Here is a 19,572-nt window from a genome sequence, read left to right on the forward strand (position 1 = left end):
AGTTCTGATCACGGTTTGACTCCCAGGCGTTCAAATAAAATATCGGGTGAAACGAAATTCATTTCCTGACTTGCCGCATCAACCGCCACCTGCAGCGTGTGTGCTTTGGTGGTGATCTGGCCCGCCACATTGCGGATGACATAATCGATACGCAGGCGGTTTTCGTATTCGGTAATGCGGGCTTCCACGCGGATCACCTCTTCACAGCGTAACGGCTGGCGATATTTGACACGCGTATCTACCACTGGCCAGACAAAACCGCTGGCGGTCATCTCACCGTAGCTGTAGTTGATGCTGCGCAGCAGCGCTTCACGCGCCACTTCAAAAAAGCGGAAATAGTTGCCGTGCCACACCACGCCCATCGGGTCGCAGTCGTGGAACGACACGGTTAATTCAACCTCAGCGCGCCAGATATGTTCACTCATCGCGGCTCTTCTCCTCTGGTAACGTCCAGAAATCGTAAAAGTTAAACCAGTCCAGCGGCGCCATCAGCGCATGCTGCTGCAGTCGTTCGGCATAGCGATCCACCGTGGCCTGCAGCGCCGCCTGTCGTTGGGCGCGCGGCAGCAGGATCGGATCGGCAAAGGGTTCACAATGCACTCGCAGTCTGCCCTGTTCCCGTAAGGCAAACATCAACAGCACCGGACAGCGTAAGGCGGCGGCCAGGACAAAAGGCCCCTGCGGAAACGGTGCCGGACGGCCCATAAATGCACTCCACACCACGCGGCGTTCGCCCCCGCGCTGACGATGCACGGCGGTGCGATCGCCAACAATCGCCACCCATTCCCCGGCATCCAGTTTTTGCTGCAGCAGGATGGCCGTATCCGGGCCGATATCGGTGACCGGCATCAGATTCACCCCGGCCTGCGGTGCAATGCTCTCCAGCACCTCGCGAAAGCGCTGGGCGTTATCGGTAAACACCAGCGCATTGATCACCAGCCCACTGACCTGCTTTGCCATGGCGCGGCAGGCCTCGATATCACCCAGATGCGACGCGAGGATCAAATGTCCTTTGCCCTCCGCAGCACGGATGACCGCTTCGGCACCCGGCGCAAAATCAATATCGCGTCCCCACTGTACCTCTCCGCGCCAGCTGGCGACTTTATCCAGCATGCTGTAACCAAAGCGCAGAAAGTGGCGATAGCTATTGATCGGCGTCGGCAGGGCAATCTGCTGTTTACTGGCTTCTGCCTGCACCCGCGTCAGCCATTGCTGAGAAGCGGTACGCGCCTCACGTCCGCTCAACCAGTAAACCGCCACCACCGGCCATAGCAACAGCACAAACGGCAGCCGCCCGGCGCGACGATACAACCACAGCATAAAACGCAACCCGCTCTGACCCCGACGTTCTGGCGTGGCGGCCCAGTGCTGCGCCGTTTTACCCCGGCTCAGTAACTGTGGGATGCGCGGCACCATGCCAAAGAACAGGCGCGTGTGCATCCATGAGATACGCAGGTTGTCGTGCAAGGCATCAAAATGTGACAGGCCACTTTCCGGATAGGTGACGCGCGTGCTGATAAAGCGGCTCGGCGTGCCCTGCCAGTAGAGTCGCACCATGATTTCGGTGTCGAAATCCATGCGCTGGCCAATCGGGTGGCGATCGCAGAGTGCCAATGAGGGTTGCAGCGGGTAGACGCGGAAACCGCACATGCTGTCTTTTAGCGAGAAAGATAGCGTTTCAATCCACACCCAAAAATGGGTGATGTAACGGCCATACAAGCGGGATTTCGGAATGGAATCATCGTAAACAGGCTGGCCGGAGATCAGGCAATCGGGATGGCTTTCCGCTTCCGCCAGCATGCGCGGCGTGTCTTCCACCTGATGCTGACCATCCGCGTCGAGTTGTAGCGCGTGGCTGTATCCTGCTGCGGCGGCCCGGCGCATCCCGGCGATTACCGCCGCACCTTTGCCCTGATTAACCGGTAAGGTGAGGATATCCAGCTGTGGAGCCTCAAGGTCAGCGATCTGCTGCTGAGTCTGCGTATCACTGCCGTCATCGACGATAATCACCGGCAGATTAAAGGGAGCCAGCCGCGCCAGCACCGAGGCCAGCATGGCGCCGTGGTTGTAGCAGGGAATCAGCACACAGGGTTTGAAAGGCGCATTCAGCACAGGCGAATCTTCCCGCTGCTGGCAATCTCAGTGCTGTCCGCGTAAATCAGGCTGTAGCTGAAGCTCAGCAGTGATTTGTCTTCCTGCCAGCTCAGCTGCAGCTCTAGCTCCGCATCAGGCGGCACCGGCTGCTGAAACTTGATGTTCTCAATTGAACGGAAGTGTTTACCGATGGCCAGGCGTGACAGGCCGTAATGTAAAGCCCAGTCGAGCTGCGCCACGCCGGGTAAAATCGGTAAGGTCGGGAAGTGGCCGCGGAACCAAAACAGATCCGCGGCAGCATGCAGGCGCAGCGTCAGTGTTGCGCCCTGCTGCAGGGCGTTGAGTTCAACCGGCAACATCAAACAGTTCCTCAATTTGGGGCCAGGCGCGTTTACTCTGCGCCGTAACCGGAATCGCGTTGACGACACGCCAGTAACGCGGCATGGCGACTGGCTCCAGCCAGGGTTGTAGCGCGATTTTCCATTGTTTCTTGCGTTGGGTCAGCGTTGCGGCATCCAGCGTGTCCGGCAAAGCCAGCACCACGCCAATCGCCTGGCGTCCGTGACGCTGAATCGCCAGAGCGGCCGCGTCTTCTACGCCGGGTAAGGCCAGCAGTCTTCGCTCGATCTCACTGAGTGAAACGCGCTTATCTTCTATCTTCACCACCCGATCCTGACGCCCCGCCAGCTGAAATACGCCGGAGGGCTGTTGCACGATGCGATCGTCGAGCGGCCAACCTTCAGGGGTTTCCAGCAGAGCTGAAAACACCCGCCAGCCGGCTTCCTGCTGTACCAGCTTAACTTGGGGGAAACAGTGCCACGGGGCGTTTTCCGCCTGCACACAGCGCCAGCCGATCACGCCAGTTTCGGTGCTGCCGTAAATCTCATCCACCGCACACTCAAAGGCGCGCTGAGCGTGCTGTGCATCAGCCCAGGGCAATGCCCCGCCAGCCGAAACAATCAGCGCACATGAAGGTGCATCCAGGGCAGAATCCAGGCGACGCAAAAAAGCCGGGCTACTGATAAAGGCATAGCGACGATCGCGACGCTGATCGGCGAGCTGTTCACCGTAAAAAATTTGCTGAGCGGCAAGTGGCAAGCTCAGCGCCATCGGCAACACAATGCGAAACGTCAGGCCATACAGATGTTGATGGCTCACTGACGCAATCACGTGGCATTGCTGCAGACGGTCGGCCCATAACGCTGCCAGCCATTGCGCTTCAAGATCGAGTGCACGCAGTGATTTCACCACGCGACGCGGCGTCCCGGTGGAACCGGAGGTGAATAGCACCAGTTCGGCATCTTCGGCGATGGCAGGCAGTTCGCCCAGCGCCAGTGCACCGTCCCAGCGCAATTGTGGCAGGGACACCGCCAGCGGCATATCGCTGATCACGCCATCCAATTGTTCTGCCATCTCTTCCAGCTGCGCGGCCCGACAATGTCCGGGGATCACCGGGGTTTTACCGGCGTGCCATAACGCCAGCAGCGCCGCCGTGAAGTGATAACTGTTATCGAAGCACAACGCCCAGTGCTGACCCGGCTGGCTTTGGAGTTTTTCCATTAACGCCAGCACCTGCTGACGCATCTCCGATAACCAATGCTGTTGCTGCCCTTGCCAGGCCACCACGCGATCCGGCGCAGCCAGCCAGTCGCGGATACTCACCACCTTCATGCCTTGTTCCTCATACGCTGACGCAGCAACCATTCGCCGCCCATCAGCGTGCCCATCAGCAGATAGCTGATGCACCCATTCCAGAGTGTCCACAGCGAGAGATCATTGAGCAGGCAAGTGACCAACGCCACGCTGCCATTAATAATGAAAAATCCACACCATACCTGTGTCACGCGCCGCGTATAGCGCACGGCCCGCGCGGGGAAATCCGCTTCACGCAGCCGCGCTAAACGCTCGACCAGCGGCATCGGGCTCCACAAAGATGTGCCAAACAGCAGCAGCATCAGCCCATTCACCACCACCGGATACCACAGCAAATAATGCTGACTGCGCAACAGCATGCTGGCGAGGCACAGTAAGGTCCCCACCAGCGCCAGCGACAGCATCACTCGCCCCATCGCGCCCTGCGCATGACGTAACTGCCAGATGCGCCAACCAAACAGCAGGGCTAACAGAGCAATCACGCCGCGCCATTGCGGATGGGTGACGGCAAGCCACACCAGAAACGGCCAGGCCAGCAGGGCCAGACCATTTATCAGGCGCAGAAAGGCTGGCATGCCGGAAATCAGGCTTCGTCGCGCATCAGTTGATCGACGGCATCCACCACATCCTGCACGGTGCGAACCGCACGGAAGGCTTCAGGTTTGATTTTACGGCCGGTGCGCTTTTGCAGGTGCACCACCATGTCCACCGCATCAATGCTGTCGAGTTCGAGGTCTTCATACAGACGGGCATCCGGGCGGATATCATTGGCATCAATTTCAAACAGCGAGGTGAGCAGCGAGGCCACTTCCTGGTAAATTTCGTCTTTATTCATCATTTTGACTGTTCTCAGGCTTGCTGTTGTTCAACAAACGCGGCCAGCGTGGCCACGGAAAAAAAGTGCGCGCGTAAGGTTTCGCTTTCTGCAGAAAGCTGTACGCCGAAGCGATTTTTCACCGCCAGTCCCAGCTCAAGGGCATCGATTGAATCGAGTCCCAACCCTTCGCCAAACAAGGGGGCGTCGGTTTCTATATCGTCCGGGCTGATATCTTCCAGATTCAGCGTGTCGATAATCATCAGTTTGATGTCGTCAATCAGTGCTTGCATAACTTACTTTGTCTCTTCAGGGACCAGCGCCTGTTGCAGGTGACGCGTCAGGCGACGCGCGGCGAGCGGCTGCGCATCTTCTTCGGCTTCACTAAAGGCCTGGCTATCAATACGCGATTGTACGCGTACAGTAAAAACGGGTTTAACCAGCGGAATCTGATACCAGCGACTTTGCTTATCGAGCATACGCTGGGTGCAGCTAATATGTACCACGCGCAGATCGCATCCGGCACGCACCGCGATATTGGCGGCACCGCGTTGCAGCTTTAACGGTTCACCATAACGGGTACGCGTCCCTTCAGGAAAAATCAGGATGGTATCGCCGCGCGCTAAACGCTGCTGGCTATCGGGCAACAAGGTATCGGCTTCGCTGTTAATCAGGTAATCGGCACATTTGATGACGCCATTAAAAAAAATATTGTGCTGCAGTTCGGCTTTTACCAGACAATCCATTTCCGGAAGCACCGAAGCAATCATCACATAATCAATTAACGAAGGATGATTGGCGACAATCAGACAGCCGCGATCCTGGCGCAGTAGCTCCGCACCAATGATCCGATAATCGTAGACACCGACAAAGCGACAAAAGCGCAGGAAACAGCGGAAGCTCCAGGCAATGCTGCTGCGTGCAATCTGACGACGACGCAGGCCATCGCGCTGAATCAGCAACAGCAGGTTAAACCAGGTCACAGACAGCAGCAGACCGCCCACGCTGAACAGCGTAAAACTCACGGCAGTCATCACCAGTCGCCAGTAAAAGTTGCAGCCAGCACGCCAGCGCAGGGCTAACGAATTATCCGCCATGATGACGCTCCCAGTGCCACAGGTGACGTTTACCGGCAATCGTCATTCGTTCGTCACCTTGCAACATCGCCTGCAGGAATTGCAGGCTTTGCGGCAAAGTCTCGGCTGCGGGGCGCGCGGGCTCTGCTGTGCAGCGCCACTCATTGCCAGATTGCAGCAACAAAGCCACCGCGTAAGGGGCGTTGAAGCGGTCAATTTCGGGTAGCCACGGCTGATAATAGGCAGGTACAACGCCGTCAAAATCCACCAGCAGCACCTGCGCGTAGCCCGCCTGATGCAAAGCCGCGACCTCAAGCAAACCCTGTTGAAAACTGTCCATGCCCGCTGAAATTGACGAAGAGACCAGCGGCTGTCGCGCCGCAATGGTTAAACTCCCCACCGCAGAGTTGTGTACGGACATGGCAAAATCGGTCGGAGAGAGCGCCTGCTGATCTTTTAACGCCGTGAGTATGCGCAGATTACGTTCCAGCTCACCGTGGCGGCTGGTAAACACAATGGCATCCACCGTTTGACGTGCCAGTAGCGCCAGCCCGCTTTCCACAGCCGCACGGCTGCCCGCACTCAGGCGGCGTGCAGTCATCATCGGCAAAAATTGGGGTTTGGCGATCGGTAGGGTGGCGTCCAACGCGGTTTGCTGTCCGGCCCAGTGCTGCCACTCATCGGCAGTGCTGTGACCTGGTGCAATCGCGTGCCAGTCAACCAGGGTGTAAGCGAGTTTCATACCTGTATTCTTTCTTCAGCCTCAGGGATGGTCAGATTTTCGCTGTGCGGCATCCCTTCCCTGCTTGCGTTCGAGTCCGTCATCCGTCTCATGCGAATGTCGCCGATTAACAAGGCGGGCACGTGGCCCGCCTGTTTTCTCTTTCGGCAGCGTTAGCGCTTTCTTTAAAACATTATGTCAGCGATCACGCATGGCGCTTATTTTACGGCCTGAACCGCAAGACGCGTCTGAATACCCTGGTTCAGATTCTGAATCCAGCGGTTGTAGTTACGATGGATCTGGCCACTGCCCGCTTTCAGATTGGTACTGCTCACGTAATCAATGCGGTAGCTGTTTGCAGCATAAGTGATGCGAATGTCGGCCGTATGACCGCGCTCGGACAGCTTACCGTTCATCACGCCTGGGCCTGCCGGGGAAATCACCCAGTGGTTGGCCGCACCGGCTTCAACAATGGCGCGCTGCATTTGACTATCCGTGTAGCTCTGCCCAACGGTCTGGCTCACGTTCTGAATGGGCGCGGTGCGCGGTGCGCAACCCGTCATTAATGCCGCTGTCACGATTAAGGCAAGCGCCGCTTTTTTATTCATCATTTCCTTTTTTTCCCCTGTCGTAGCCAATCACCACTAATGGCGACCGTGTGCGTAATTGAACTTGCACTGATCCGTTCAGACTTTGTAAAGCGCGCGAATAATACCACTATATGTAAAGACAAGTAAAAAAAAGCACGAATGACTTAAGCAGCGCCTCATTTCATGGCAAAAGCAGAAATTGCCGGGTTTACAGCGTAAAATCTGCCACAAAACCGGCTTGTGGCATGATGTTTAGCCCTGCCAGCCGCCGCCGAGCGATCGGTAAAGATCGATTTGTGCGAGCAACAGAGTGTTTTTCACTGAGACAATATTGAGCTGAGTGTTAAACAAGGTGCGCTGCGCGTCCAGTTCATCCAGATAAGAGGCATAACCGTTCTGATAACGATTACGTGCGATGCGATATGCTTCTGTCACATAGCCTTCTTGCTTCTGCAATTCCGTCAGCTGTTCCTCACTGCGGCGAATGGCATCCAACGCGTTATCCACATCCGAAAAGGCACCGCGTACCACTTTCTCATAGCCATAAAGCGCCTGGTTACGTGCGGCCATCGCCACATCCACCTGCGCCGTCAGTGCTTCGCGGTTTAATAGCGGTGCGAGAATGCTGCCGCCAATGCTCCACAGGCGGAAGGGATTCTCGAGTAACTGATGCAGTTGAAAACTTTGCAGCGTGCCGGTCGCCGTCAGATTAAGTGAAGGCAATAAATCGGCCTGCGCCGAAGCCAGCGAGGCATCCGCGGCAATCAACTGACGCTGTGCCTGCACGATATCCGGGCGGCGGTTGAGCAGCTGAGACGGCAACAACGCCGGCAGCGTCTGCGGTTTGATATGGTCGAAGTTGCGGGTACGGGCAATCTCGCGCGGATTCATGCCCACCAGCACGCTGAGTGCATTCTCTTGTTGTTCGATTTGATGCTGTAACTGCGGCACCTGCGCTTTGGCGGTCTGATATTCCGATGCCGCCTGCATCCACTCCAGTCGTGAGGTATAGCCGGTTTCAAACTGGCGCTGCGCCAGATTTAACGAGTTTTCACGCGTGGCCAGCGTCGCTTCGGTGACACGCAATTGTTCGTCCAGCGCGCACAAACTGAGGTAACCGGAGGCCACCGAACTGGCCACCGTTAATTCAGCCGCGGAAGCTGCAGCACGCTGGGCATCCAGAGACGCTTGCGAAGCAAGAATGCTGTTGCTGCGACTGCCCCAGAGGTCCACGTCATAGTTTGCCTGCAGCAGTCCCTGGAAGACGGCATTCTCATACGGTTGCCCGGTTACTGCCGACAATGCGCGCTGGTGTGTGGCGGCAACCCCGGCGGATAGCGTGGGGAAATTATCCCCCTGCGCAGCACGCAATTGCGCGCGGTACTGATCGACCCGTGAACGGGCAATCAGGATATCGCTGTTATGTTGCAACGCCTGGTTCACTAAGCGGTTAAGATTATCGTCGCCAAAGCGTTGCCACCACTGTGCTTCGGGTGCTGCCGATGGGCCAACCTGCTGGCGCCAACTGTCCGGGATCGGTAAGGATGATGGGGCCTTTTCCACCTCTGTCGCGCAGCCGCTAACCATCAACGTCATCAGCGAGGCGAGAATTAACCGCTTCATGGCGCATCCTTGTGCGGCTCTGCTGCAGTATCAATATTGACTTCAACCGACATGCCGGGACGCAATTCTTCAGTATCGCCGAGGATTTGAATACGTACCGGAATACGCTGTGCGATCTTCACAAAGTTACCGGTGGCATTGTCCGGTGAAATGGCACTGAATTCCGAACCGGCGGCGGGGGAAATAAATTCAACCCGGCCGTCAAAACGCTTGCCGTCCAGTGCATCAACCCGAATCGTCACGGGTAATCCTGGACGCACACGTGCCAGCTGTGTTTCTTTCAGATTGGCGATCACCCACTTGTTGTCCGGCACCACTGAGGTCAGGCGTGTGCCTGCCGTAACATAAGTGCCTTTACGCACCGACAATTGACCCAGTTGTCCGCTATCCGGCGCAATGATGCGCGTGTTGGCCAAATCGATATTGGCCAGTTCCAGTGCGGCTTTAGCGCTGGCGACATCGCCTTCCAGGGAACCGCGATTCACTATGACCGTTTGTAAACTCTGCTGCGATACCGCAACCTGCGCATCTGCCTGGCGAAGTTGCGCTTGCGCCTGCGCGTTAGCGGCACGCGCCGCGTCACGTTCACGCACGGAGAGCGACCCATCGGCCGCCAGATTTTCTACACGCTTCAGGTCAAGGCTGCTTTTCAGCGCCTGGGCTTTGGCATTCTCCAGCGCAGCTTTATTGCTGAGAATATTGGCTTCCGCACTGCGGCGTTGCTGTTGGTTATTGTTTTGCGCAGCGATTTTCATATCCAGCTGCGCTTGCGCCTGATGCACGCGCTGGCGATAGATACGATCGTCAATGGTCATCAGTAACTGCCCTTTGGTGACCGGTTGTAAATCCACCACATTCACGTCGGTCAGATAGCCGCTGACCTGCGGGCTGATAAAGGTGACCTGCCCGCGCACATAGGCGTTCTCCGTTGACTGAATCGTGCTGGTAAACGGCCACAGCTGCCAGGCGTATAAAATCACCAATACGCCAACGATCACGATGCCGCTGCCGAAAGCGATGGAAAGAATGCGTCGGCGGTTGGCGCGTTCGCGCTCCGCAGCCTGAATATCGTCCTGTTGGCTCATGAATTCTCCGTCGGGTTTGAAGCTTGCTGACGCTGTTCCGTCAAATTATGGCGTGCCTGACGCCAGTTGATATAACGCAGCCGCGTCAATCGCCACAGCACCCACATCAGGGTGATCAGCGCCATCGCGGCAGTCAATAAATAGGTGTCGTTGTAGGCCAGCACGTTAGCCTGGAGTGTGGCCACAGCTTGTAGCTGGCTGCTGCTCTGCGCGCTGAGCAGAACGTTGTCGGGCAACTGGCTGCTAAACAGTGAACTGTATTGGCTGAGGCGCTCGATGACATTGGGATCAAGCTGTGACAGCTGATCGCCCAGCAGGCTGGAGTGGTACTTCTCCCGCCACGTCTGGAAGGTGCCGAGTATAGCCGAGCCAATCAGCCCGCCCAGATTTTGGCTCATGCCAAACAGCACCACAAAACTCACCAGATTTTTCGGCTGCGTCACCACACCGCCAATCCCTAACAGCATCGCGGGCGCGAGGAAGAACGCGCTGCTAAAGCCGAGTAAAAACTGACTGACATACAAATTGTTGCCGCGTGTCACTGGGCTGGATTGTGCATCCATGTACGAGGCGATGATCATCACCACCAGCGAGGTGACGATGGGCCAACTGAGATGCGTCGGTTTGATGGTCAATGCACTGGCGATCATGCCAAAAATCACCCCAGCGATAATCGCTAAAGCCAGGCCACGCATCTGGTCATTCAGCAGCCCAAGCTGTTGCAGGAAGCCCACCGCGCCGGTGTTTTGCTCGGCCAACACAATGCGCATCATGATCATCACAATGCCCAATCGCACAATCATGCCGTTACTCAGCCATCGGGTGTTAATCAGCGGATTCGTGCGGTTATGTTCCACCACCACTGCCGCAACAATCAGCACCAACGAAAGGGCTAATGAAATACCCAACCACGGCGTGGTAAACCACCACTCGATGCGGCCCAGCGATAGCACGCCGCACAGCAGTGCCATGCCGGGTGCCAGCAGGATAAAGGTGACAAAATCCATCTTTTCAAAGGTCTTGATACGATCGCCCGGCGGCAACTTCACCACCAAAACACAACCGAGCGCTATCATCGCCAGCCCTAACTCAAACAGATAAAGACCGCGCCACTCTTCCAGCTGGAGCAATTCGGTAGAGAACAAACGGGCGAGCGGGATCGCCAACTGCGATGCGGTGATGCCGATCACCAGGGCTTTGAGTCGGTGTTTCGCCGGCCAGGCCTGAATTTGGTAATAGATACCAAGGGAGCTTAGCGCCGCGCCCACCATCCCGTGAGCGGTGCGCACAATAATGGCGGAACTGAGATCGTTGGCCAGGATATGGAAGAACGCCACGATGACGTAAAGCACGAGAAAAGCTTCGGTAAACAGCCGCAGGCCAAACTGCTGACGAAATTTAACCAGCAGCAGGTTGATGGAAATGTTGCCCATCACGTAGACAGCCGGCAGCCAGGCAATCTCATTGCTGTAAGCGCCAAAGGTGCCCTGAAGATTGGTGAGATTGGCCGTCACCAGCGCATTACTGAGCGCGCCGGTGATGGAGATCAGCAGTCCAATAATGCCAAACGCCACGCGCTTTGAGGGCGAGTGGATTGGGGTGGAAGGTGAACCCGGCAGCATCGGTTTTTCATGAGGCAGCCATTCACGTTGTGCATAAGGATTGCGTTTTGCCACGATTAGATACTTCCCAGTCGAGCCAGCAGCTGTTGCAAAACCTTCTCGGTCACTGCCAGCGCTTCAGGATCGATGTCTGCCAGCAACTGTGCGCGCAAGCTGTCTGCCTGGGTTTTCACTTCAGCAAATGCGACGCTGCCCTGCTCGGTCAACACCAGCAGGCGTTTACGGCGATCCTCTTTCGGCTGCACGCGCGCCAGTAACTGCTGTTTTACCAGTCGATCTACCAGTGGCACCACGCTCGCTTCTTCTAATCCCAACAGTTGGGCCAGCGCTTTCTGGGTCGGCGGCTCCGTGGCCGTGGCCACTGTCGCGATGGCCATCCAGCTGCTCATACTTAAGCCACTCTCTTTAAGGCGACGATCGACTGCCAGCCGCCATGCATGTGCCGTAAGATGTAATAAACGCGAAAAAGGTTGCGGATAGTCACTCAAAACGTAGTAGCCTAATGATTAGAGACCTAACTAAACAAGTGCGTTATTATAAACAAAGTGTCAGCCTGATGAAAAGTTTGCTTAAATTAGCACTGTAGTTCGCGCGCCTCTGCCCTTCCACTCAGTTCTCAAATAGATACGGCCTGCCACAAAGCCTATCCCTGTACAGCTATTTTGTATAAGTTTCGCATAAATCAAATTATTTAAATCACTGATAAATAATAATAAGCACAAATCCCTCAAAAATATCATTGTACAAGTTAGGGTTCATTGTATAAGTTTATTTCCCGTGAGCCAGCGACTGGCTCCGTAACGAATGATGCACTTTGCGTCGCCTCTGAAGGTGTTTTTGGATTTCCACCTTCAGAGGTGTCTTTTTTGCGTTGGTTGATGAGTTTGGGTCTTACGCGCCTGTCCGCGCGTAAGTTTTTTCATCATGGAACTGAAGGCCAGGTTGCCATCAGACCGATCTGAAGGGCTTCATACATGCAAAACGCCGCCACCAGCAGTGACGCTATCGCTGACTACTTTAAACTCGCCGGTAACAGCGACAGCACCGAGATGGAAGTTTTCGGGCAGATCATCGCTGAAATCCTGCAAGCCGGCATGCCGGTCACCAATAAAGCCATCATCGCTTCGCTGATTAATCGCCTTGAGATGGAAAATGATGTGATCCAACTGGATATTTATCGTCATCTTCTCGAACTGGTGGTTAACAAAACGCCTGACGATCTCTCGGTGTAATACCGGATTCCAGGGACGGACTCACTCTCTTCTTCGCTCTCCCGCTAGCTTCATCCCTCAATGCCCGCTAACATCATCCGCGTTTAGTGTCCAACTGGTTGCTGCCATGCCGTGACGGTATGCGCAAAATAATAAAAGAGCCTGCACATTTATGAGCCGATCTACAGAACACGCCCCTGCGGCGAACGATATTACCGTGGGCAGCGTTTTACGCTCGCCTGCGCTGCTTACCCGTGAGTGTCTGGCGGGAGTGATTACCGCACTGGCACTGATCCCGGAAGTGATCTCCTTTTCTGTTATTGCGGGTGTCGATCCCAAAGTGAGCCTTGTCGCCTCGGTGGTGCTGTGTCTGACCTTGTCGATTTTAGGTGGCCGCCCAGCCATGGTCACGGCAGCAGCGGGATCGGTGGCACTGGTGATTGGACCGATGGTGCACGCGCATGGGGTTGAATACATTCTTCCTGCGGTAATCCTCGGCGGTATCATTCAGATTATTTTTGGTCTTGCCGGGCTGTCCCGCATGATGCGCTATATTCCGCGTTCAGTGATGCTGGGCTTTGTGAATGCGTTGGGCATTCTGATTTTCTTCGCGCAGGTTCCCCACGTCTGGGGGCAATCGGGATTGGTATGGGTGCTGTTTGCCGTGACCCTGGCGATTGTGCTGCTGTTACCCAAAATCCTGAAAAGCGTCCCGTCACCGCTGGTCGCCATTGTCGTCGTCACCGGGGTGGCGTTGTTGCTGGGTTATCGCGTGCCTAACGTTGGCGATGAAGGGCCAATGAGTTCAGGCTTGCCCGGATTTACCACGCTGCTGGTGCCGTTTAATTTACAGACGTTACAGATTGTCTGGCCTACCGCGCTGAGTATCGCCTTCGTGGGTTTGATGGAATCTCTGCTCACCGCCAAACTGGTGGACGATATTACCGATACGCCTTCAGGTAAGCGCCGCGAGTCCTGGGCACTGGGTGTCGGTAATATTTTGGCCGGTTTTTATGGCGGTATCGCTGGCTGTGCCATGATCGGTCAGACCATTGTTAACGTTGAGCTGGGCAAAGCACGCACGCGCATCTCAACCATTGCGGCAGGTATTGTGCTGTTGCTGCTGGTCACCGGACTGAGTCAGATCATGGCGCAGATTCCTATGGTGGTCCTCGCGGCCATCATGATGGTGGTCGCAGTGAAAACTGTTAACTGGCACAGCCTGCAACCCGCCACGCTAAAACGTATGCCGTGGTCAGAAACCTCGGTGATGGCCCTGACGGTTGTGGTCACCGTTTGGACTGGCAACCTGGCGCTGGGCGTATTGATTGGCGTCATCCTCGCCATGATGCTGTTTGCACGTCGTATTGCCCATGTTATCCATGCTGAGCGCAAGTTAAGCGATGACGGTGAACAGGTCTATTACACGGTGCGCGGCCCGCTGTTCTTTGGCAGCAGCAATGATTTATTCGAACATTTCGATTACGGCCACGATCCGAAAGTCGTCACCATTGACCTGACGCATGCACAAATCTGGGATGCATCCAGCGTCGCGGCACTGGATGCCATTGAATACCGCTATCAACGTCACGGTGCAACAGTCACCGTCATCGGACTGGATAACCGCAGTAGCGATTTCCGCGATCGCCTGAGCGGTAATCTGGGGTGATGATTTTAATGAGGTGAGTCTGAGTCACTTCATCCAGAATGATGATTCTCTGAGCTGTCATCTCCAACGAGCTGACAGCTTTTTTATGTGCTTGAGTCAGCGAGAGATCAACTACGCTTAGGAGGCAACGCTGGGTTGCCCGAAGAAAGGACGTTATTGATGAAGCATTTTTTCGCTGGGATGATGATTATCACTTGTCTGGCAACGTTAATAGGCTGCCAGCAATCCGACAGGCCAATTGGGCCAGATGGACGCCCCAACGTGCCCACCGAGCAGCCTATTCCGGGCGGGCCGATGAGCAAAGGGCCTGTGGGGCAACCGCAAGCTTAAGGTTAATCGTGCCCGAGAGCCGTTGAGCCGTTGAGCCGTTGAGCCGTTGAGCCGTTGAGCCGTTGAGCCGTTAATATCGTGGATTGATACTGAAATGGGTATTCGGAAGTGAATTACAGGCACAAAAAAACCGCCCTTGGGCGGTCACGACATTACTGCATATTGCTTTGATTTTATTTGGTTTTAGCGACTACTAAATATGGTACCCGGGGCGGGACTTGAACCCGCACAGCCATAAGCCGAGGGATTTTAAATCCCTTGTGTCTACCGATTTCACCACCCGGGCAGGGTGTAAATTGGAGGCGCGTCCCGGAGTCGAACCGAGGTAGACGGATTTGCAATCCGTTGCATGGCCACTCTGCCAACGCGCCTTTATTCTGATGTGTCATCCGTTAACAACGGAGGACTAAATTTGGAGCGGGAAACGAGACTCGAACTCGCGACCCCGACCTTGGCAAGGTCGTGCTCTACCAACTGAGCTATTCCCGCAATTCACCGAACTCGCTGATTTTATTCAGCTTCTTGCAGACTCGCTGCCGTTCGATGCGATGCATTCTACTTATCTGACGCAATGAGTCAATAGAATTATCCACACAGCGCGTCCGTTTGCTGCTTTTTAAATCGCATCGATCAGCTATCGAGCAGATCACCGCGTGCGGCGCTTAAATATTGGAACATTGACCAGAAGGTCAGCACCGCGGCGATATACAGTGCCACCACGCCCACGCCCACTACGGTTGCGTCTGGACGCCACAGCAAGGCGAACAGGGAGAACATCTGCGCCGTGGTTTTCACTTTGCCAATCCAGGAAACCGCCACGCTGCTGCGCTTACCAATCTCCGCCATCCACTCACGTAAGGCTGAGATAATAATTTCGCGCGCAATCATGGTCGCTGCCGGTAAGGTAATCCACCAGGCGTGGAAATACTCGGCGACCAGTACCAACGCAATGGCCACCATCACTTTGTCAGCCACGGGATCGAGGAAAGCGCCAAAACGCGTAGTTTGCTTCCAGCGGCGGGCAAGAAAACCATCAAACCAGTCAGTCACGGCGGCAACGACAAAGATCAATGCAGTGGCAAATGGTGCCCATTGAAAAGGCAGATAAAATGCCAGCACAAAGAATGGAATCAGTACAACTCGAAACAGGGTAAGACACGTCGGAATGTTAAATTGCATATGCCAGTAACTGTCTGGTGTGAGTAGAATTTAACGTATGTTCCTACATTGCCCCCCCTGTTTCAATGCTAGTGTTTCAGCGAGTAGTAGATTTTTTCCGCCAGCGCGAAGGAAATCCCCGGCACTTTAGCAATCTCATCCACGCTGGCATTCATCAGGGGTTGCAGGCCCCCCATGTACTTAAGTAGCTGTTGACGCCGTTTTGGCCCTACCCCTTCAATGCTTTCAAGTGCACTGGTGTTCTTCACTTTGGCGCGTTTTTTCCGGTGCCCCGAAATTGCATGATTGTGAGAGTCATCACGAATATGTTGAATCACATGCAGTGCAGGCGAGTCTGGCGGCAACGAAACGCCCTCGCCTTCCGCTTCAAAGAACAGCGTTTCCAGACCCGCTTTACGGTCAGTGCCTTTTGCCACGCCCAGCAGAATGGGATGATCTTTATCCCAGGGCACATCCAGCTCTGCGAACACCTGTTTCGCCTGTGCCAGCTGGCCTTTACCGCCATCGATGATAATCACATCAGGGATTTTGTCCTCCTCCAGCGCTTTACCATAACGACGACGTAATACCTGGTTCATCGCGGCGTAATCGTCGCCGGGCGTGATGCCTTCAATGTTATAGCGACGGTAATCCGAACGCAGCGGTCCATCACGGTTAAAGACCACACACGAAGCTATCGTCTGCTCACCCATGGTGTGACTGATGTCGAAACACTCCATGCGCTTGATGCTGTCGAGTTCGAGAAAGACGGCCAGCGCCGCTAGTCGCTGCTGAATAGTGGAGTGCTGAGACAGTTTAGTGGTCAAAGCGGTGGCCGCATTGGTGCGCGCCAGTTTAAGGTAGCGTGCCCGATCACCGCGCGGTTTGCTTTGAATATTGACCTTGCGGCCGGCCAATTCACTTAAGGAATCGGCCAGCAACTCACGTTCGGGCAGACTGAAGTCCAGCAGAATATCAGCTGGCAAAGTGCGTGCTTCGCTCCCCTGCAGATAAAACTGGCCGACAAAGGTTTGCACCACTTCGGTGAGATCGGTATCAGCAGGCACTTTCGGGAAATAACTGCGGCTACCCAGCACTTTGCCCTGCCGAATAAACAGCACGTGCAGACAAGCCATACCGGCGTCGAATGCCACCCCCATCACATCAAGGTCATCCCCCTGATTGGAGACAAACTGCTTCTCTGTGACGCGTCGTACCGCCTGAATCTGATCGCGCAGACGCGCCGCTTCTTCGAAGCGCAATCCATAGCTGGCCTCTTCCATGCGTTTGACCAGTTGGTTGATTACTTGATCATCTTTGCCGGCGAGAAACAGCCGCACGTAATCGGTTTGCTGCGCATACTCATCTTCGCTGACCAAACCCGCTACACACGGCCCAAGGCAACGGCCAATCTGATATTGCAAACAGGGGCGAGAGCGGTTGCGATAAACACTGTTTTCACACTGTCGAATCGGGAACACTTTCTGCAACAGCGCCAGGGTTTCACGCACCGCATAGCCATTAGGGAAAGGCCCAAAGTATTCCCCTTTCGCGTGTTTGGCACCACGATGCATCGCCAGTCGCGGATGCGCGTCTGCACTCAGAAATATATAGGGATAGGATTTATCATCACGCAGCAGCACATTATAGCGAGGCTGATAGAGCTTGATGTAATTGTGTTCAAGCAGCAACGCTTCGGTTTCGGTATGCGTCACCGTCACGTCGATGTTTTGGATGTTACTGACCAGGACTTCGGTTTTTCGGCTGCCCACCTGAGTGCGGAAATAACTGGTCAGGCGCTTTTTGAGGTCTTTCGCTTTACCGACATAGATCACCGTGCCTGTCGCGTCATACATGCGGTAGACGCCGGGCTGACTGGTCACGGTGCTTAGAAAGGCTTTGGAATTGAAAACGTCACTCACTACTGATTAACGGCTCCGCATTATAGAGACCATGTCGAATGGCCAGATGCGTTAACTCTACGTCGCCACTGATGTTCAACTTACTGAACATACGATAACGGTAACTGTTAACGGTTTTCGGACTGAGATTAAGCTGCTCGGAAATTTCCGTCACCTTTTGCCCTCGGGTGATCATCAGCATAATCTGCAATTCCCTTTCCGACAAACAGCTAAAGGGCGATTCGGCTTTTTGCGGCTCGATTTGGCTAAGCGCCATTTGCTGCGCAATATCTGATGCGATATAGCGCTGGCCTGAGTGCACCGAACGAATCGCACTCACCACTTCCTGCGGGGCCGCACCTTTGCTCAGATAACCCGCCGCACCGGCTTGCATTACTTTTGCCGGCAGCGGATTTTCGGTATGGATGGTCAGCATAATAATGCGGATGTCAGGATTGAAGCGCACAATTTTTCGCGTGGCCTCCAGACCGCCGATGCCCGGCATATTCATGTCCATCAGCACCACGTCGACCGGATTGCTGCGGCACCATTTCACCGCGTCTTCACCACAAGCCACTTCCCCGGCAATTACCAATCCCTTCATATCTTCCAGTATGCGGCGAATACCGGCGCGTACCAGTTCATGGTCATCAACAAGAAGCAGACTGATCAACGGGACGTACTCCGCAGGTTAGTGAGGGGAAAAATATATTTCAGGAGGGCCATCTTACCGGGTTTGCCGGGGAAAAAACATCTGGCTACGCAGATAAATCTCAAATGAAATGATACACATCAAATTGAGCTCAATCCCAGATATCTTTTGAGTGAAACGCTTAGCATGCAAGAATTAAAATGTGAAATTGTGACTAATATCATTATGTTATAATTTATGCTCTTTTCATTGACCGCTGAGCTTTGCTTAATAAAAATAATTTCAATGCCTGATTCTTCCTGCCTGTTAATAACGCAAACATCCATTTAATGTAGGTTTAATCTCCACCGCTTCGCCTGGGATAAATTCCTCATTCAACCATATGATATACTCTGTTTTTTACACACAGATATTGTGTCTACATTCAGTAACACCACCAAGGAGTCAAAGATGAGTGATGAAGACTTTTCAACATCGCGGGATACCCAGGCATTGGCCGATGAAGTCGCTTGCCTGAAAATGATGGTGACGCTGATTCTGAAAGGGATGGGTCAGGCGGATGCCGGTAAGGTGATCATTAACATGGAGCGCTATGTGCAAAGCGCGTTAGCGGATAAGCCGCAGGCGGAAGTGTTCAGCAACACCATTCGTCAGATTAAAACCGCCTACCGTCAGTAAGCGGTGAAGCCCCGCGCAATGCGCGGGGTGGTCAACTGTGCGACTGCCAGTTCACTGAAACACCCAGTGACGGCAGCACCTCTTCCGGACTAAACCGGCGTGTGCCACGATACTTGTCCGCCAGTGCCGGTTGATGAACCGGAATACGAATGGCAAACAGATTATCCTCAGATTGAATCAACCCGGGAGATAAAGGTTCGTACACGACGTGGTGCTGCTCAAACATTTTTTCCAGCATCGGCGTTGCTGAGCTGATCAGGTACTCCATACCGTTGAGTTCCGCCAACTGCACCGCATGCCACAAAATCGTCAGTGGCAGTTCTGCATCCACCTCAAGGCGTGCTGAAAAGCGTGACATTTCCCAGACTTTTTCCTGATCGAACGGCAGCACCATGCCTTCAGGCACTTCTGGTTCATGCCAGGGCAACAAACGTGCACAGCCGCAAATCCCCTGGCGCGCATTCCAGGCGATCATCCAGGTGACATCGGAGCGATCAAAGCGATCATACTCCTGTCCGGGCGTACTTAAGCGCGGCGGGATAGACCAACCTTCACCCCGCGCAAAAACGCTATAGCGATACGTTCCTAATTCTGCCAACAGAGAGGACGGCATATCCTTAAGCTGTGTTTGAATTACTTTCATCATGCGCCCCTGACATCCCCATGTTTGCAATGATTTCTTTGCGCCAGCCTGG

21 protein-coding genes and 3 tRNA genes are annotated in these 19,572 nt (G+C 54.6%); 3 read left to right on the forward strand and 21 right to left on the reverse strand.

Going from position 1 to position 19,572, the window contains the following annotated elements:
• Positions 1-8: 8 nt before the first annotated feature.
• The 14 genes from QMZ65_RS11730 to QMZ65_RS11795 form a co-directional block, all read right to left on the reverse strand.
• Positions 9-425: an acyl-CoA thioesterase gene (locus tag QMZ65_RS11730; RefSeq protein ID WP_097119589.1), complete on the reverse strand. Its 417-nt coding sequence runs from the start codon at positions 423-425 to the stop codon at positions 9-11.
• The gene (locus QMZ65_RS11735; protein ID WP_211727767.1) at positions 418-2,112 is read right to left on the reverse strand and encodes a glycosyltransferase family 2 protein; all 1,695 of its coding nucleotides are present in this window, start codon (positions 2,110-2,112) and stop codon (positions 418-420) included. The genes QMZ65_RS11730 and QMZ65_RS11735 overlap by 8 nt, the downstream gene beginning before the upstream one ends.
• Complete coding sequence (locus tag QMZ65_RS11740; protein ID WP_058959618.1) at positions 2,106-2,453, reverse strand: ApeI family dehydratase; 348 nt, start codon at positions 2,451-2,453, stop codon at positions 2,106-2,108. The genes QMZ65_RS11735 and QMZ65_RS11740 overlap by 7 nt, the downstream gene beginning before the upstream one ends.
• On the reverse strand, positions 2,440-3,765 hold the full coding sequence (locus QMZ65_RS11745) for an AMP-binding protein (protein WP_097119586.1): 1,326 nt from the start codon (positions 3,763-3,765) through the stop codon (positions 2,440-2,442). The genes QMZ65_RS11740 and QMZ65_RS11745 overlap by 14 nt, the downstream gene beginning before the upstream one ends.
• Positions 3,762-4,322 carry a COG4648 family protein gene (locus tag QMZ65_RS11750; RefSeq protein ID WP_283216020.1) on the reverse strand — a complete coding sequence of 187 codons (561 nt, stop codon included), beginning with the start codon at positions 4,320-4,322 and terminating at the stop codon, positions 3,762-3,764. Before QMZ65_RS11750 ends, QMZ65_RS11745 begins: the two co-directional genes overlap by 4 nt.
• A gap of 8 nt (positions 4,323-4,330) precedes the next feature.
• Positions 4,331-4,585, reverse strand: a complete 255-nt coding sequence (locus QMZ65_RS11755) for an acyl carrier protein (RefSeq protein ID WP_211727764.1) — start codon at positions 4,583-4,585, stop codon at positions 4,331-4,333.
• A gap of 11 nt (positions 4,586-4,596) precedes the next feature.
• A complete protein-coding gene (locus QMZ65_RS11760) occupies positions 4,597-4,854 on the reverse strand; it encodes a phosphopantetheine-binding protein (protein ID WP_034820252.1) in 258 nt (85 codons plus the stop codon).
• Positions 4,855-4,857: 3 nt separating this feature from the next.
• Positions 4,858-5,658 carry a lysophospholipid acyltransferase family protein gene (locus QMZ65_RS11765; RefSeq protein ID WP_097119584.1) on the reverse strand — a complete coding sequence of 267 codons (801 nt, stop codon included), beginning with the start codon at positions 5,656-5,658 and terminating at the stop codon, positions 4,858-4,860.
• Positions 5,648-6,379, reverse strand: coding sequence for a beta-ketoacyl synthase chain length factor (locus QMZ65_RS11770; RefSeq protein ID WP_097119583.1), 732 nt, complete (start codon positions 6,377-6,379; stop codon positions 5,648-5,650). Before QMZ65_RS11770 ends, QMZ65_RS11765 begins: the two co-directional genes overlap by 11 nt.
• Positions 6,380-6,576: 197 nt before the next feature.
• Positions 6,577-6,969, reverse strand: coding sequence for a hypothetical protein (locus QMZ65_RS11775; protein WP_097119582.1), 393 nt, complete (start codon positions 6,967-6,969; stop codon positions 6,577-6,579).
• A gap of 231 nt (positions 6,970-7,200) precedes the next feature.
• Complete coding sequence (locus QMZ65_RS11780; RefSeq protein ID WP_283216021.1) at positions 7,201-8,571, reverse strand: efflux transporter outer membrane subunit; 1,371 nt, start codon at positions 8,569-8,571, stop codon at positions 7,201-7,203.
• Complete coding sequence (locus QMZ65_RS11785; protein ID WP_097119580.1) at positions 8,568-9,656, reverse strand: HlyD family secretion protein; 1,089 nt, start codon at positions 9,654-9,656, stop codon at positions 8,568-8,570. The genes QMZ65_RS11780 and QMZ65_RS11785 overlap by 4 nt, the downstream gene beginning before the upstream one ends.
• Entirely contained in the window at positions 9,653-11,332 is a 1,680-nt protein-coding gene (locus QMZ65_RS11790; protein WP_160832467.1) for an MFS transporter, read from the reverse strand. Before QMZ65_RS11790 ends, QMZ65_RS11785 begins: the two co-directional genes overlap by 4 nt.
• 2 nt (positions 11,333-11,334) lie before the next feature.
• Positions 11,335-11,766 carry a MarR family winged helix-turn-helix transcriptional regulator gene (locus QMZ65_RS11795; protein ID WP_034820286.1) on the reverse strand — a complete coding sequence of 144 codons (432 nt, stop codon included), beginning with the start codon at positions 11,764-11,766 and terminating at the stop codon, positions 11,335-11,337.
• A gap of 486 nt (positions 11,767-12,252) precedes the next feature.
• Between QMZ65_RS11795 and QMZ65_RS11800 the strand changes: the two genes are divergently transcribed.
• Together QMZ65_RS11800 and QMZ65_RS11805 are read left to right on the forward strand one after the other, a co-directional pair.
• Positions 12,253-12,510, forward strand: coding sequence for a biofilm/acid-resistance regulator YmgB/AriR (locus tag QMZ65_RS11800; RefSeq protein ID WP_097119577.1), 258 nt, complete (start codon positions 12,253-12,255; stop codon positions 12,508-12,510).
• 151 nt (positions 12,511-12,661) lie between these two features.
• On the forward strand, positions 12,662-14,158 hold the full coding sequence (locus QMZ65_RS11805) for a SulP family inorganic anion transporter (protein ID WP_166931927.1): 1,497 nt from the start codon (positions 12,662-12,664) through the stop codon (positions 14,156-14,158).
• A 530-nt stretch (positions 14,159-14,688) separates the two neighbouring features.
• Here QMZ65_RS11805 and QMZ65_RS11810 read toward each other — a convergent pair.
• From QMZ65_RS11810 to uvrY, 6 genes are all read right to left on the reverse strand, one after another.
• A tRNA-Leu gene (locus QMZ65_RS11810) sits at positions 14,689-14,774 on the reverse strand.
• 11 nt (positions 14,775-14,785) lie between these two features.
• Positions 14,786-14,859, reverse strand: a tRNA-Cys gene (locus tag QMZ65_RS11815).
• A 42-nt stretch (positions 14,860-14,901) separates the two neighbouring features.
• Positions 14,902-14,977: transfer RNA gene (locus tag QMZ65_RS11820), tRNA-Gly, on the reverse strand.
• Positions 14,978-15,118: 141 nt separating this feature from the next.
• Complete coding sequence (pgsA, locus tag QMZ65_RS11825) at positions 15,119-15,667, reverse strand: CDP-diacylglycerol--glycerol-3-phosphate 3-phosphatidyltransferase (RefSeq protein ID WP_034820295.1); 549 nt, start codon at positions 15,665-15,667, stop codon at positions 15,119-15,121.
• Between the two features lie 68 nt (positions 15,668-15,735).
• Positions 15,736-17,568 (reverse strand): excinuclease ABC subunit UvrC, encoded by a 1,833-nt coding sequence (gene uvrC / locus QMZ65_RS11830; protein WP_034820298.1) that lies wholly within the window; start codon positions 17,566-17,568, stop codon positions 15,736-15,738.
• On the reverse strand, positions 17,561-18,220 hold the full coding sequence (gene uvrY / locus QMZ65_RS11835) for a UvrY/SirA/GacA family response regulator transcription factor (protein ID WP_034820300.1): 660 nt from the start codon (positions 18,218-18,220) through the stop codon (positions 17,561-17,563). Before uvrY ends, uvrC begins: the two co-directional genes overlap by 8 nt.
• A gap of 429 nt (positions 18,221-18,649) precedes the next feature.
• Between uvrY and QMZ65_RS11840 the strand changes: the two genes are divergently transcribed.
• On the forward strand, positions 18,650-18,877 hold the full coding sequence (locus QMZ65_RS11840; protein WP_034820303.1) for a DUF2594 family protein: 228 nt from the start codon (positions 18,650-18,652) through the stop codon (positions 18,875-18,877).
• A gap of 31 nt (positions 18,878-18,908) precedes the next feature.
• On the opposite strand, the gene QMZ65_RS11845 is transcribed toward QMZ65_RS11840, so the two are convergent.
• Positions 18,909-19,520: an acyl-homoserine-lactone synthase gene (locus tag QMZ65_RS11845; protein WP_283216022.1), complete on the reverse strand. Its 612-nt coding sequence runs from the start codon at positions 19,518-19,520 to the stop codon at positions 18,909-18,911.
• Positions 19,521-19,572: the final 52 nt, after the last annotated feature.

This window comes from Pantoea sp. EABMAA-21 (assembly GCF_030053335.1).
Lineage (GTDB): Bacteria > Pseudomonadota > Gammaproteobacteria > Enterobacterales > Enterobacteriaceae > Pantoea > Pantoea communis.

Bases quoted from the DNA above. Each gene is read 5' to 3' on its own strand.
- QMZ65_RS11730 (WP_097119589.1), bottom strand. From the start codon at position 425: ATGAGTGAACATATCTGGCGCGCTGAGGTTGAATTAACCGTGTCGTTC.
- QMZ65_RS11740 (WP_058959618.1), bottom strand. From the start codon at position 2,453: ATGTTGCCGGTTGAACTCAACGCCCTGCAGCAGGGCGCAACACTGACG.
- QMZ65_RS11745 (WP_097119586.1), bottom strand. From the start codon at position 3,765: ATGAAGGTGGTGAGTATCCGCGACTGGCTGGCTGCGCCGGATCGCGTG.
- QMZ65_RS11750 (WP_283216020.1), bottom strand. From the start codon at position 4,322: ATGCCAGCCTTTCTGCGCCTGATAAATGGTCTGGCCCTGCTGGCCTGG.
- QMZ65_RS11755 (WP_211727764.1), bottom strand. From the start codon at position 4,585: ATGATGAATAAAGACGAAATTTACCAGGAAGTGGCCTCGCTGCTCACC.
- QMZ65_RS11760 (WP_034820252.1), bottom strand. From the start codon at position 4,854: ATGCAAGCACTGATTGACGACATCAAACTGATGATTATCGACACGCTG.
- QMZ65_RS11765 (WP_097119584.1), bottom strand. From the start codon at position 5,658: ATGGCGGATAATTCGTTAGCCCTGCGCTGGCGTGCTGGCTGCAACTTT.
- QMZ65_RS11770 (WP_097119583.1), bottom strand. From the start codon at position 6,379: ATGAAACTCGCTTACACCCTGGTTGACTGGCACGCGATTGCACCAGGT.
- QMZ65_RS11775 (WP_097119582.1), bottom strand. From the start codon at position 6,969: ATGATGAATAAAAAAGCGGCGCTTGCCTTAATCGTGACAGCGGCATTA.
- QMZ65_RS11780 (WP_283216021.1), bottom strand. From the start codon at position 8,571: ATGAAGCGGTTAATTCTCGCCTCGCTGATGACGTTGATGGTTAGCGGC.
- QMZ65_RS11785 (WP_097119580.1), bottom strand. From the start codon at position 9,656: ATGAGCCAACAGGACGATATTCAGGCTGCGGAGCGCGAACGCGCCAAC.
- QMZ65_RS11800 (WP_097119577.1), top strand. From the start codon at position 12,253: ATGCAAAACGCCGCCACCAGCAGTGACGCTATCGCTGACTACTTTAAA.
- QMZ65_RS11805 (WP_166931927.1), top strand. From the start codon at position 12,662: ATGAGCCGATCTACAGAACACGCCCCTGCGGCGAACGATATTACCGTG.
- pgsA (WP_034820295.1), bottom strand. From the start codon at position 15,667: ATGCAATTTAACATTCCGACGTGTCTTACCCTGTTTCGAGTTGTACTG.
- QMZ65_RS11840 (WP_034820303.1), top strand. From the start codon at position 18,650: ATGAGTGATGAAGACTTTTCAACATCGCGGGATACCCAGGCATTGGCC.
- QMZ65_RS11845 (WP_283216022.1), bottom strand. From the start codon at position 19,520: ATGAAAGTAATTCAAACACAGCTTAAGGATATGCCGTCCTCTCTGTTG.